Genomic DNA, 13799 nt, shown 5'->3' on the forward strand with positions numbered 1-13799 from the left:
GTGGTTTGACAATTCGTTTCAAACCGTTTTGGCGCTGGGTTGCGTTGGGAACGGCGATCGCCGTGTTGGTGGTGACAACGCCTCAAATGGCAAGTTCTCGGGTTTCGGAAACGGTCGAACCGTTGATGGTGGCGCAGCAAACCGTAAATTCGCAGTTCGATCGCTGGCGATCGCACTATATCAACGGCGATTACGAGGCGGCGGTATCGATTCTGGAACCGTTACTCGACGAGACGGGGAATTCTCGAACGGCGAGGGGGTTAGCCTACAGCTATCTCTCGTTGACGCATCAGAAGTTGGGGAATTGGGAGGCGGCGCAAACGGCGATCGATCGCAGCGTCGAACTCATCGGCGTTCCCAGCGCAACCGCTTCTGCGAGTACGCAACGGATTTTCGCCACGAGTCTCAACACGCGGGGTCAGTTGCAATTTTCCCTCGGGGAAATGGAGTTGGCTTACGACAGTTGGCGGGAGGCGACGGGAGTTTACCGCCGCCTTTCCGACGAGGAAGGGGTGACGGGGGGATTGCTGAACCAAGCCCAGGCGTTGCAGGCGATGGGATTTGCGCGACGCGCCTGCGATACGGTGTTGCAGGGGTTGGATGCGTCGGTGCAGCAGTGTCAGGCGTTGGAAGAGGACGAGATACAGGCGCAGATTGAGGAATCGATCGATCGTCTGGAAAATCCGGCGTTGCGGGTAGCGTTGTTGCAGGGATTGGGGAACGGGTTGAGAGCGATCGGTCAGTTTCCCGCCTCGCGAGAGGTTTTGCAACAGGCGCTTGTGGACGTCAGCGCCTTATCGTCTCCCGACTTGCAAAGTTCGGTATGGTTGGATTTGGGAAATACCGAACGGGCGATTTTGACGCGCGATCGCGATTTACGGCGTGCGGCGGAAGAGCGTCGAGGATCGATGGGTGACGCGATCGCGTATTACCGACAGGCGAGAGCGATCGCCAATTCGCCCTATTTACAACTCCAGTCGCAACTGAATTTACTGAGTTTGCTCGTCGAACCCTCTTTAGGAAATGCGGAAACCTTTGAAAATTCACCGGAACTCGAGCCATTGGCGCGTCAGAGTCTCGCCGCGATTCGGGAGTTGAAGATCGGGCGCACGACGCTGAACGCTCGGGCGAATTTAGCCTGTAGTGTCATCGGGTGCGATCGACTCGAGCGCAACGAACCCCCTCGATCGTTAATTTTACCCTTTACAGAAATCGAATCGCTATTAACGGTTTCGGATGTAGATGTAAATTTAGACGCTCTCACCGACGAACGCGCAGTTTCTTACCTGTTTGGAACATTAGGAAAGCTCTACGAGCGTCAAAACGAAACCTTAGAAAAAGCCGAAAACGCCACCCAAAAAGCCCTCGCACTCGCCATACAAGGCGGAGAGTTGGATTTAGCCTATCAGTGGCAATGGCAACTGGGTCGCATTTTAAACCGACGGAATGCGGGAAGTGAAAGGGCAATTGCAGCCTACGAAAACGCCGTCGAACAATTAGAAAGATTGCGCCAAGACTTAACTCGGTTTGACTTAGCCTCTCGTGTCTCATTTCGACAAAAAATCGAACCGGTTTATCGCCAGTTTTTTGAAGTCGCGTTACAAGAAGAGACACCGAGTCAAGAACAGCTTGAAAAAGTTCGATCGAAACTGAGCGATTTCCAACTGGCAGAATTGGAAAATTACTTACAATGTAGTTTACAAGAAGACGGTGCAAAATCCCTCGATGAAATTGCCGCTGAGAATCGCGCTGCTATTTTATATCCGGTGATTTTACCGCAAAAAATTGCCGTTATTGCCAAGCTTCCGGGGGACGATCGACTCATTTTCACCGCCACCGAAATTTCCGAAACGGAGGTACTCCGAAAAATTCAGGAGTTTCGCAAATCGTTACAACAACCGAATATTAACCGAACCAATCTCGAACTCTCGAGAGCGTTTTTTGAGTGGTTAATTCAACCCATCGAATCGCACCCAGAATTTCAAGCTGAAGATATCGATACCTTAGTTTTCGTTCCCGATACGCGACTGCGTAATATTCCCATGTCGGCGTTGCGCTATGAAGATTGCGACGATGGGAAGTGTTACTTAATTCAAAAATACGCGATCGCCATGAATTTGGGAATTTCCCTGAAGAACCCGCAACCCTTGCGCGATCGCGAAATGACCGTGTTAATGGGAGGACTCATTGAAGGAATTCCCGAACGAGGACTCGAAGCGTTAGAATATGTAGAAAGCGAATTAGACGCGATCGAGGCGACACTTGACGCCACGGGAGACTTGCGCGATCGTAGTTTCACCCGTCCAAATTTAGAATTTTTACTCAACACTCGATCGAGTGCGATCGTTCACCTCGCCACCCACGGAAAATTCAGTTCCGAACCCGAATCAACCCTTCTCGCAACCTGGTACGAAGATATTTACCTTCAAGATATCGCATCAATCTTCCAAACCCAACGTCAGAATCAAGAAGAACCCATCGAACTGTTAGTTTTAAGTGCGTGTGAAACCGGAGTTGAAGACCCACGAGCAACGTTAGGTTTAGCGGGTGTTTCCGTACAGTCAGGAGCGCGGAGTACCTTAGCCTCTTTGTGGAACGTCAATGATGCCTCAAGTGCATTGCTCGTGACGAATTTTTATCAAAACTCGATCGACTCGAATATCGAGAATAAAGCTCAAGCGTTACAATACGCGCAACTGGAAATGATAAACAATAGTGATTTCGATTACAACTCGCCTTATTACTGGTCGCCTTATATATTAGTGGGAAACTGGCTGTAGTATTTCGGTAAAAATGCTTACCTCAGATGCGTTTTTTGCCAGATCCCCGGCATCTCCAAGATGCCGGGGATCTTATTATACGAAGAGGAGCGATCGGGAATTTTTCTGCCAACCCTTTAAGCTTGCTATAGAGTATGGAAACTGAATTTAATTTTCAGAATGAACAAAAATGATAGGAACATCGGTGTATTCTCCCAAACTCACAGACTCGAGCAAACTGCGCCAATCTAACGCAACCCTTTCATTAGTAGAATCAGCATAATAGTGAAGTCCGACAGACGTTAACGTATCGTACCAAATTCCCGCGTTCGCTATATCTAAAATGCGAGGTCGAATCGTCTCGTAACTGACATCAGCATTTGCTAATTCTGTAAAACTGCGTTCCCCTTCAGGAGGTTCGAGTCGCCAAATTCCACCGCGAACGGTGATATTACGAGAAGGAATTTCCGGGTTGCAAATTAAAGAAAACGTCCAACGATAACGCTGTCCGACTTCAGGAATAGGAGGAAGCGTCATACCAATAATGCCAGAACTGCTAGGAAGAGTAACTTGAGTACTGGCTAGTTGTAAACCGTTTTCGTCTGAGAGCGACAACTTCGCATCGAGTGAAATGTCATAGGGGACGTAAAACCATAACATTGGCGTGTCTCGAAACGTATAGCCACCTCGAATGTGTTCGATGGGGAACGGATAGTTAGAATTGTTTTCTAACTCAACAGGAACTAAGGCTTTTAAACTTCCATTGGGATTTTGACATAGGGTTTCGATGTTCCCAGGCGGTCTAGTTCCAGGATTTTCGGTATTGCTTGTATTGCCAGCATTTCCTGAAGTATTAGTGGGAGTAGTAGAAGGAAATGTTAAAAGAGTGCTATCGTTTTGAGAAACTGCGATTTGTTGTTTTAGGCTAAATCCTAAAATAACACTAATAAATACGGCAATCAACCGCGTCAATAAATTACATTTCATTGGAATTACACCGAACGATTTTGAGATTCGAGTTTCAGATAAAATACAATAGCTATACTGAAAACAAAAGCGAGTTCTGCTGGAACGAGAGGAATCCACCATCCGCTAACAAGTAATGTTAAACTGACAGTTGCGAGGAACACCGACGCCAAGAATATACTCCATGCTAAAAATATATAGTTGTTTTTGCGAAGTGTCCAAATTGATAAAAAGCTACCGAACAGAGCGAAGCTCCAGATCGAAATAAGTTCGATGGAGTTCGGTAAGGTTTGGATTGAGGGTCGATCGTTTAAGACAGAACTAACAATTTGACTGGTGGCGTGAGCGTGAATAAAAAGAGCGGGCATTTCTTCATGAAAACGACCGAATCGTTGAAACTTAATTGGTGTCGGATAAGTTTTTGCGCTACTACTTGCCGTCGCTCCAATTAAAACGATTTTATTTTTAACCCATTCCGTATCGATGTCTCGATTGAGAATCTGTTGAAGCGATATCGTTCGCGCCACAGCACTGTACTGACGATAGTTTAGCATGATTTGATAATCGGGTGAACCTAAGTTACGATACACTCCACCAAATTGAGGCAAGGGTTTTATAACTTTCTGTCCGATCTGATATTCTTCATAACTATTTACTTTAGTCTCGATCTCCAAAGTGTTCAAATATTCGGTGGCTAACTGAAAACTAAAAGATCGACTGGTTGGACAATTTTCTTTCCGATTTGTCATGCTTAAAATTTGCCGTCTAAGGACTCGTCCTTCATCGTCTCGTATAATATTGTTAAACCCGACTCGCTCTAAATTTTGAAGTTCTGGAGGAGGTAAGGTGGTGGTGCGATCGAGATTGTCGTTGCCTGCATAACAAGTAAAAAATAAATTTGGCATATTTTGCAATCGATCGCGGAGTTGTTGATGTTGGGGATACTCCAAATCCACAGGAAAATCTCGAATTAATTCGAGTCCAATGGTTTGCGCTCCCAACTCGTCGAGGATTTGCAAAAGCTTGTCTAAATTTCGATCGCTAATCGACGCACCCCGAAGCTCTTGCGGCGGTTGAGCTTGGATATCCTCCTCCGTAATCGTCACGATTAACATTCGATCGTCGGGGAGTTCGGCGGGACGCAGTTGCATGAGGCGATCGTAGGCGTGAAGTTCCAGGGGTTCCAGCCAACCGATCGATCGCAGACCCATCACTACACTCGTCGCCAAAATACTCACCAACGCCAGAGTTTGTAACGGCTTGCGAAAATGCGGTTTGCGCCGAGGTGTCGGTTCGACTCGAAGGGATTCCGTCGCCTCCTCTTCCTTCAACTCCAAATCCGATTCTGGCGACAGCCAATCTGTCCAATTCGGTAACACTTCAATGGGATTCTTACAAATCGTCGGAAGCCAACTCGCACAGGGAAACTCTCCTTCTAACCCCTGTAACTGTTCTCTGGCTTCCCGAACCGCCAAATGAAACGGAACGCCGCGAACGAATCGATCGAGGAAATATTTCAAAAACTCCTGCGCCACGCGATCGGGTACTAATTCCCGCATCACGATCGCAATGGGAATTTGCCAATCGTCAATTTTCTGCGCCAATCCCAACCCATCACAGGAATTGAAAATCGCCAGCTTCAACCCGCGATCGACTGCTTTCCGCAAGCCATACCAAAGGTCTTTGAGTTCCAAACTTTCCTCGGGATTAATATAAATTTTACCCGTTTCCCCCTCCGTTTCACTGTGTCCGGCGAAAAAGATAATATCCCAAGCTTGCTCCCAGAGCTTATCGTTAATCTCTTGACGTTTCGGCTCCGGTAAAAACGTGACTTCTGCGTTCGGTAAATCTTCGAGAAACTGTCGATCTCGATTGACATCAATTCCTTGTTGATGTCCGAGTATTGCTAAAATTTTAACGTTCGGATGGAGCGATCGCTGGCCGATTTGCGATCGCCCTGCCACCAACGGACTGAACGAAATTTCTGCTCGTGGATAGCGTTGATAAAATTCCCAAAGATGCCATGGCAACTTTTGTAAGTTTCGATCGTTCGTGCGAAGTGCAATCTCAATATCTTCTGATTTATCCAATTCTTCTCGAAGACATAGTTCCAACTGATAAAATTCCGGAGAACTCAACCACTCTCGAAATTGACATTCGAGATTCTTCGCCGATTGTTTACATTCCTCTAATCGCTTGATATGTCCGTCATAAATCGCTTTCTTCGGCTTAATCCGAAACTTAAATTGTTGTAAGATCGACGGACGATCGAGTAAGGCGGACGCTCTCCTTTGGTGAGTATAAGGCGCTCCCGCATTGCGATATTTATCTTGCCAATGTTCTCGTATGGCTCGAACAAGCGTAGAATTGGCCGGCAAAGATCCGAATTTTTCAAAATGAGGACGCTGGTTGTCTATGCCAATTTCAAGCATCACCTTGAATCCTTGCTGTTCTAAATTTCCTTCAAACTTGAATACCACGTTCTGACGCATTGCAACTTCCTCTTCAGCCTGCCTTTAACTTTTTCTATTCATTTTTTACTCAATATAGCCTTCGCAAATTGAGCGAGGACAGTTAGCTCTAGCTATGTTTGAGTTTCAGCTTTCAAAATACCCGAGTTGCTCTGGTGGCTCTTATAAAATCAAACCTTAAACTGCTCGAAAAATCTAAAATTATTGAATTCTAGTTGAATACCAAAGATTTCGCCAATTTGACCGCTAAACTCGAGCTGAATTTGCTGAGTTTCGCGAGTTGTCGCTTGCATGACGACTTCTCGAACCTCGTCGAGAACCATCAGCCGTAAATTACTTGGCAGATACGAAACGTTTTCTAGAGGACAAATTCTAACCCATAAATCCATCTCGTTCGAGACGTTAGTCGGTTTCAGCCCCAAAAACAAACCAATTTCGTCACGATTCTCAAAGGACAATTGCTTACTGAGTTCGACAGATTGATAATGCCCCTGGCGAAATTGAGAGGGGGGTTCAGCAGAAGTCAAACGCCATAACGAGCCAGATGATTTTACATCGGGTGCGATCGCCCCTTTCAGCCAATGACTGAGTTGAGGTGTCAAGCTGAGGGGGGAGCGTTCCGTCGGAGCCATTGGATACCACAAGAAACATCTCTATCGTTGTCTCGCCTCAAAACCCTCCATTTTTACGGATATTGCTCGATTTTGTCACGAATCTTAACAAAAAAAGCAACGATCGCCCGCCGATCGGCAACCACAAAATCCCGTAGAAACGTTATCCGTCATGTTTCTACGGGATGTTAGCTGATAACAGTCAGGAGCGATCGCCCCTTAAAACGTAAACGTCGTGCGAATCGTCCCAATGACGATACTATCGTTCTCGTCGTCCTGATTCGGATTCAGCAACCAGATAATCCCCGGCGTAATCGCGAGATTGTCCGAAATTTGGACTTTATACGACCCTTCCAAATGCCAGGGAACGTCGTTTTCAAAGTCCGTATTCCCCGGAACGTCCAGGCCGCCGAGATAAGGTTCCGCCCCCACGATAATCGCCCCGAAGTTACCCGGAAGCAACAAATCGGGGAACGTCAGCGTCAACGCATAATTCCAGAGTTCCGCATCCCCCAAACCGATCAACGTGGCGTCTGTAAAACCGCCCCACGCCCCAACGCGGAACTTCGGCGTCACCTCCCACGACGCCTGAATCCCGTAAGAATTACTCACCACCGGCGTCGTTAACTGAGATTCCGACAACGCCGACGCCGCATCCAACGCACTCGGCGACAGTCCCCCTAAATTCGTTCCCGTTCCGCCAAAACCGAACCGCCGCCCTTGAGAAACGTCGTAAGCGTGAATGTAAGTCAGTCCGAAACTCAAACGATCCGTCGGTTGCAAAACCACTTGACCCAAGGCGGAGTAGTTCCCGTTAAACAATCCCGCTCCTTCGTCGGGGAGATTCGCACCTCGGGCGATGTATCCGGCGGAAATTTCCAAGAAATCCGAGGGACGGTAACGCAATCCTAAACCGTTTCCTCCTAAGCCGCTGCGATAGATGGGGTTGCGTTCGGCGAACCGCGTCAAAGCCCCCGTGACGCCGCCTCCCGCTTCGAGTCCGGGGTTGAGGGTGTTGTTATAGAATTGGTGTCCTCCGGCGTTGGCCATGACGGTAACTTGTAAATCGTCCGTGGCGGGGAAGACGTAGTGTAGGCGGTTGATGGTTAAATTATCGTCGCGATCGCCGTCGAAGGCGTAGCGGCCTTCGTTGGTGTTGAGTTCGTCGGCGAAGGAGTTTTCCAAATTCCCAAACTGCAAGCGAGTAAACAGGCGATCGCGTCCCGTAAAACTCGTCACGAAGTTCAAGCGTCCCCGGTTGGTAAACACCGTTTGCGCGTCGTTATCCTCGTCGGAAATACCGTTTCCGCCCCAAGCGTCCGAAAGAACGAAGGCCACTTCGCCCTGTAGCTTCGTCGTGACGGAAAACTGGTTCGCTTCAAGTTCGGCGACTCTGGCTTCCAAACCGTCCACCCGTCCTCGCAACGCCGAAAGTTCGGCCGAAAATTCCTCCTGCAAGCGTCGAATGCGGGCTAAATCTTCAGGGGCGATCGCTTCCCCACCACCGATGAGAGCGACGATTTGGTCGAGACAGGCATTCAACCCCGCCGCGAACTCGTAGCGAGTTAGAAAGTTATTGCCGCGATACGTTCCGTCGGGATACCCCGCGATACAACCGTAGCGTTCGACGAGAGACTGCAACGCTTGAAACGCCCAATCCGTCGGCTGTACGTCAGACAATTGCGATACCGAAGTCACCTGTGCCAGTTGGGGGTTATCGGTGGGAATTGGCGTGGTTCCGTGAGAACGCATGGGAAACGCCAACAAGACCGCAATAAAAGAAGACGACGTTAGAAAGGTATTGAATTGAGTCACGATCGATAAAATCTCCTCACACGATGCCGAACTCCCGAAGAGCTGGCAAAAAGTTTTTGTTTTCGTGGCTGGGGCGACTTAGTTTCACCAGAGCGAATTTCTGGAGAGAACTCAACGCCGCCCATTGTTGGGTAGAAATCGCGACCTCTTCCGAGGCCGCTTTTTCCAAGACTTGTACGGGGATCTTCCCGGTCATCCAAGACGGATGGGGATCGACCGGCAGATCTTTGGGATAGGTGCGGGTGCGATCGAACACCAAGCGACGAACCACGTCTCGATAGGCTGCAATTTCAGATTCCGAAAAACAGGGAAGTTCGACCAGGGCGCGACGTTCGGACTCGTCAAAGTGATGCCAGTGTTCGAGTTTGAGCTTCACGCCGCAGGTATCGAGGTTGTAACGTACCCGCATCGGAATGCAGCGCAGGGACTCGACGAAATCTGATTCAAACTGGAAAAAAGGGGCCGTAGAGTGCATACGATTTGTTCTGCTTTCTGTCAACTGCGTTACTTTTTTTAAATCGAGAGCGAGGAGAAAAGGGGAAATCCCTACAATATAGATATCCCAATCCTGTAAACACCCCGCCTGAGAGGGACGCCAAATGAAGCCCCACTGGAACGATCCCCCCCAACCCCTCGATCGATCTGTTCGCAACACAACAGAAAACGACGCACAGGCGATAGTTATCGGTGTTCTTATCGCATCGTTCGCGATCGGTGCCATCCCGATCCTTCACAGTTCTAACCTCGCCCTATCTCCCGAGTCATCCCTCACCGTCCCCGGAGAAGCGACACTTTGGAGTGAAGGGTTACAGGATTAGGAAGACCAGTTGGCGGTATACATTGGCGGTGCGCCTCTTTCAGGGAAGAGTTAAGAGTCTAGAGTGAAGAGTTAAAGAGGAATTCCCACTCTACACTCTGCCCTCTGCACTCTACACTGATAAACACGCACCCTTGTCTGTTGGCGGTGTACATTGGCGGTGCGTGACAGAGCGATCGCTCTCAGGATTTATACCCGATTTTTCAAGTCACGCACCCTACGACTTCACTCTTCCCTGTTCCCCGTTCACTCTCCACCGAAAACACTTGCACCGCACAGGCTTTTAACTCCGGTTGGAGAGATTCGGGACAGGATTCGGGATGTGTTAGGGCGTTGGCTTCGGCATCGTCCGCCCAGAGAAAGCCCCAGTGCATGGGAACGAACACCGTTCCGGGGGCGATCGCTCTCGTGAGTTTAGCGCGAAACTTCCCCCGCCCCCGCTTCGAGACGACTATCACCCACTCCCCATCGATAACCGTTAGCTCTCTGGCGTCGCGGGGATGGATTTCAATAAAGGGATCGGGATATTTTTTCGCGATTTTGTCGATGCGTCCGGTGCGCGTTTGAGTGTGCCAGTGTTCGTACAGTCGTCCGGTGGTCAACACGAAGGGATAATCGGGGTCTGGGGGTTCCGCCAATCCCCGCGCGTGGTATGCCCCGAACTTGGCGCGTCCGTCTTCGGTGGGAAAGCGAAAATCCGTATACAGCCGTTTGGCGTGGCGGGTTTCTGGGTCGTCGGTTTCTCCCTCGGCACAAGGCCACTGAAGCGGCCCTTCCCGACGCAGGCGCTCTTGACTGAGTCCAGCCATATCACAAATTCGACTTTTTGTCAAGTAAACAAATTCGCGATAGACCTCCGCCGACGATCGAAACTCGAAGGACGCCTCGAATCCCAAGCGTCGCCCCACCTCGGCAAAGATCTCCCAATCGGCTCTCGCTTCTCCTGGCGGGTCGCGAAACTGAGGACAGAGCGTTACCATCCGTTCGGAATTGGTCATGACGCCGGTTTTCTCACCCCACTGCGCCGCCGGAAGTAAAATATGGGCGAATTCTGCCGTTTCCGTGGGATAGTAGGCATCTTGGTAAATCGTCAGGGGAGAGCGACGCAAAGCGGCGTGAGTGCGATCGAGATCGGGCATACTGACCGCCGGATTCGTCGCCGCCACCCATAACGCCTTGACCGTTCCCGCCTCTAACCCCAGCATCATATCCCACGCGGCCAAACCAGGACGGGGGTTAATTTGGCCTGGGGACAAGTTCCAGTATTCCTCGACTTCTCGGCGATGTTGGGGATTTGTCACCAGTCGATATCCCGGTAACAGGTGGGCGAGTCCCCCCGCTTCCCGTCCCCCCATTGCGTTGGGTTGTCCGGTGAGGGAAAACGGGCCGGTGCCGGGTTTGCCGATATTTCCCGTCATCAGATGGAGGTTTATGAGCGATCGCACCTTCGCCGTTCCTTCAGAAGACTGGTTCAGTCCCATCGACCACAGCGACAACACCCGCTTTGACTGCGCCCAAAGCCTCGCGGCGGTCTCCAACTCTTCCTGGGAAATCCCGCAACGCTGCGCCACCAAATCTGGCGGATAGTGACGAACGACATCGGTAAATTCAGGAAACCCACGAGTACATTCGTCGATAAACAGCGTATCCAGTTGTCCCCACCGCAGCAACAGATGAGCGATACCGTTGAGAAGGTCGATATCCGTTCCCGGTCGAATCGCCAAATAGAGGTCGGCGGCGTCAGCGGTAGCAGTTTTGCGAGGATCGACGACGATTAACTTGACCGATCGGTTTTTCTTGTGATGGACGCGCAGGCGGTTAAAGGCGATGGGATGGCATTCAGCGGCGTTGGTGCCGATGAGGAAGGCGCAGTCCGTTTCTTCCAAATCCGCGTAACAACAGGGCGGCCCGTCCGATCCCAAACTTTTGACGTATCCCGCCACCGCCGAAGACATACAGAGTCGGGAGTTGGCGTCGAAATTGTTGGTTCCCAAACAGCCTTTCATCAGCTTTTGGGCGATGTAGTAGTCTTCCGTTTGGAACTGTCCCGATCCGTACAGGGCGATCGCGTCCGGGCCGTCTGTGGCTAAAATCTGGCGAAATTCCGAGGCGATGCGATCGAGTGCATCGTCCCAACTCACCCGTTGAAACGGCTCCTCGAGGGAGTTTCGCATCATCGGATAGCGCAGTCGGTCTTTATCCAACGCTTCGGCGATCGTTGCCCCTTTCACGCAGACTTTACCGAGACTCGAGGGATGAGAGCGATCGCCCCGCACGCGCCAAATCGGAACCCCGCGATCGTCGCGATGGGTGGCTTTTCCCGGCAGGGCAGGCGGTAGCACTTCCAAGCCACAGCCGACACCGCAATAAGGACATAAGGTTTTTGTCGGTGAAGTCATAAAACAGGAATCTAGGAATCACAAAGCGGCGATCGCACGACGACTTCTTCTCCGTCGCACAAACTGCGAACTTCTAAATAGGTTTCAGGAGAAACCTCAAACAACCAGCGATCGCCGGGAAAGACCAATCGATCGAAGTAACAAATCGATCCCTCAGTCAGTCGTACCGCTTGCAGGCGATCGGTCGCGTTCGTATAGTGAAACATCATCGGAAACCCCTTTCAGTAAGACTCACGATCGGGGCGAGCGATCCGATCGCTCGCCCAGAGGTTCATTCACCGATCGACTCTTTAACGAAACTGGGAACCGGTTCCGACACATCGACGGTTTCTCCCTCGTGGAAGTCTGCAAACGAGCCTTTCGGTTCCTTGAGGAAGAACGCACAGAGGAACGCCACCACGATCGCCGTCATCCCCAAAGTTTGGAAGAAAATTTGATTTCCCACCGCCCCTTCTGGAAGCAAGCTGTACAGAGTCAAATAAGCCACAGCCCCCACGTTGCCGTAAGCCCCCACGTTTCCCGCCACCTGTCCGGTGATGCGGCGTTTAATCAGCGGAACCATCGCAAACGTAGACCCTTCCGCCGCCTGCACGAAGAACGAACAAGTCATCGTCAGCAGAATCGCAATAGGAAGCCACCAAGCCCCCGAAACACCGCTCATCACGAAATATCCGATCGCCATTCCCGCCGTGAGAACCGTCATCGTCCACTTACGGCTACCCAGTTTGTCGGAAATCAAACCGCCACCGGGACGAGACATCAAGTTCATAAAAGCGTAACTGGCGGCGATCGCGCCTGCTTGCGCCTTGTTCAACCCAAAGGTCAACTCGAAAAAGGCCGGTAACATCGACACCACCGCCAACTCAGACCCAAAGTTGACAATATACGTCAGTTCCAGAAGCGCCACTTGATTGAAGTGATAGCGATCTTCTGCCGCGTAGCGTTTGCGTCCGAGCAGCAAATCTTTGTTAACCTGCCAGCAGCCGTAAGCTTGAAACAGATACAGTCCAACCAGTACCGCCCAGGTGATATACAGTGCGTTCGGCGTCAAAAAGCCAACCTTACTCAACCGCCACGCCAGCACTGCCAGAACCCCCGCTAACGGCACGTTCATAAGCATGAGGAAGACAAAATCGCGGCGAGAGGTGACTTCGATGCCACTGGTGCGGTGAGGACGCTGGTACACTTTCCCCGGCGGCGTATCCTCAACGTTAAAGAAGTAAATAACCCCGTACACCGCCGCTGCAATACCCGTTAGGGCAATGGCCAGACGCCAGTTGGCTTGTCCGCCAGACAACGCCGCCAAACCTAACGCGATAGAGGGAAGCGTAAAGGCAGAAGCCGCCGAACCGAAGTTACCCCAACCGCCGTAAATGCCTTCAGCTAAGCCGATTTCCTTGGGAGGGAACCACTCCGCCACCATGCGAATACCGATGACGAATCCCGCCCCCACGATGCTGAGTAACAAGCGACTGACAACGAGGGTATTGAAGTCGCTGGCGGCGGCAAACATCAAACAGGGAATCGCCGCGTACATCAATAAAATGGAGTAGGTGATACGAGGTCCGAAGCGATCGAGCAGCATTCCGATGAGAATCCGTGCCGGAACCGTCAACGCCACGTTACAAATGGCTAAAGTCCGAATTTGACCCGTTTCGAGTCCCAAATCTTCTTGAATCGTCGTCGCCAGCGGTGCGAAGTTAAACCACACCACAAACGAGAGAAAGAATGCAAACCAAGTTAGGTGCAAGATGCGGTATCGACCGCGAAAAGAGAGCAGTTCTGTCAGCATGAGTCCTATGGGTAATTTTTAGGCAAAAGGCAAAAGAATCGGTAGGATGTGTGACGCGGCTAGAAAATCTGGCCGAAGTCCGATCAATGTTGTATTACCGCATCACGCACCGCCCCCACCGACCTTGTGGGTCGTAGGGTGTGTGACGCGGCTAGAAAATCTGGCCGAA

Annotated in this window: 10 protein-coding genes; 2 read left to right on the forward strand and 8 right to left on the reverse strand. The window is 50.7% G+C overall.

The window, feature by feature from the left end:
* Positions 1 to 5 precede the first annotated feature (5 nt).
* Positions 6 to 2780 carry a CHAT domain-containing protein gene (locus GEI7105_RS0112360; protein WP_017660770.1) on the forward strand — a complete coding sequence of 925 codons (2775 nt, stop codon included), beginning with the start codon at positions 6 to 8 and terminating at the stop codon, positions 2778 to 2780.
* A 147-nt stretch (positions 2781 to 2927) separates the two neighbouring features.
* Here GEI7105_RS0112360 and GEI7105_RS0112365 read toward each other — a convergent pair whose 3' ends face one another.
* The 5 genes from GEI7105_RS0112365 to GEI7105_RS0112385 form a co-directional block, all read right to left on the reverse strand.
* On the reverse strand, positions 2928 to 3746 hold the full coding sequence (locus tag GEI7105_RS0112365; RefSeq protein ID WP_017660771.1) for a DUF928 domain-containing protein: 819 nt from the start codon (positions 3744 to 3746) through the stop codon (positions 2928 to 2930).
* Positions 3747 to 3751: 5 nt separating this feature from the next.
* Entirely contained in the window at positions 3752 to 6217 is a 2466-nt protein-coding gene (locus GEI7105_RS0112370) for a CHASE2 domain-containing protein (protein ID WP_017660772.1), read from the reverse strand.
* A 149-nt stretch (positions 6218 to 6366) separates the two neighbouring features.
* Positions 6367 to 6828 (reverse strand): DUF1822 family protein, encoded by a 462-nt coding sequence (locus GEI7105_RS0112375; protein WP_017660773.1) that lies wholly within the window; start codon positions 6826 to 6828, stop codon positions 6367 to 6369.
* A 198-nt stretch (positions 6829 to 7026) separates the two neighbouring features.
* A complete protein-coding gene (locus GEI7105_RS0112380) occupies positions 7027 to 8622 on the reverse strand; it encodes an iron uptake porin (RefSeq protein WP_017660774.1) in 1596 nt (531 codons plus the stop codon).
* A 16-nt stretch (positions 8623 to 8638) separates the two neighbouring features.
* Positions 8639 to 9097, reverse strand: coding sequence for a nitrate reductase associated protein (locus GEI7105_RS0112385; RefSeq protein ID WP_017660775.1), 459 nt, complete (start codon positions 9095 to 9097; stop codon positions 8639 to 8641).
* A 124-nt stretch (positions 9098 to 9221) separates the two neighbouring features.
* Here GEI7105_RS0112385 and GEI7105_RS0112390 point away from each other — a divergent pair, with 124 nt between their 5' ends.
* Positions 9222 to 9440: a hypothetical protein gene (locus GEI7105_RS0112390; protein WP_017660776.1), complete on the forward strand. Its 219-nt coding sequence runs from the start codon at positions 9222 to 9224 to the stop codon at positions 9438 to 9440.
* A 202-nt stretch (positions 9441 to 9642) separates the two neighbouring features.
* Here GEI7105_RS0112390 and GEI7105_RS0112395 read toward each other — a convergent pair whose 3' ends face one another.
* The 3 genes from GEI7105_RS0112395 to GEI7105_RS0112405 form a co-directional block, all read right to left on the reverse strand.
* Positions 9643 to 11838, reverse strand: a complete 2196-nt coding sequence (locus GEI7105_RS0112395; RefSeq protein WP_017660777.1) for a molybdopterin oxidoreductase family protein — start codon at positions 11836 to 11838, stop codon at positions 9643 to 9645.
* An 11-nt stretch (positions 11839 to 11849) separates the two neighbouring features.
* Positions 11850 to 12047 carry a DUF1830 domain-containing protein gene (locus GEI7105_RS30235; RefSeq protein WP_017660778.1) on the reverse strand — a complete coding sequence of 66 codons (198 nt, stop codon included), beginning with the start codon at positions 12045 to 12047 and terminating at the stop codon, positions 11850 to 11852.
* Between the two features lie 62 nt (positions 12048 to 12109).
* Complete coding sequence (locus GEI7105_RS0112405; protein WP_017660779.1) at positions 12110 to 13630, reverse strand: MFS transporter; 1521 nt, start codon at positions 13628 to 13630, stop codon at positions 12110 to 12112.
* Between the last annotated feature and the right edge of the window lie 169 nt (positions 13631 to 13799).

The organism is Baaleninema simplex PCC 7105 (genome assembly GCF_000332355.1).
GTDB lineage: Bacteria > Cyanobacteriota > Cyanobacteriia > Cyanobacteriales > Geitlerinemataceae > Baaleninema > Baaleninema simplex.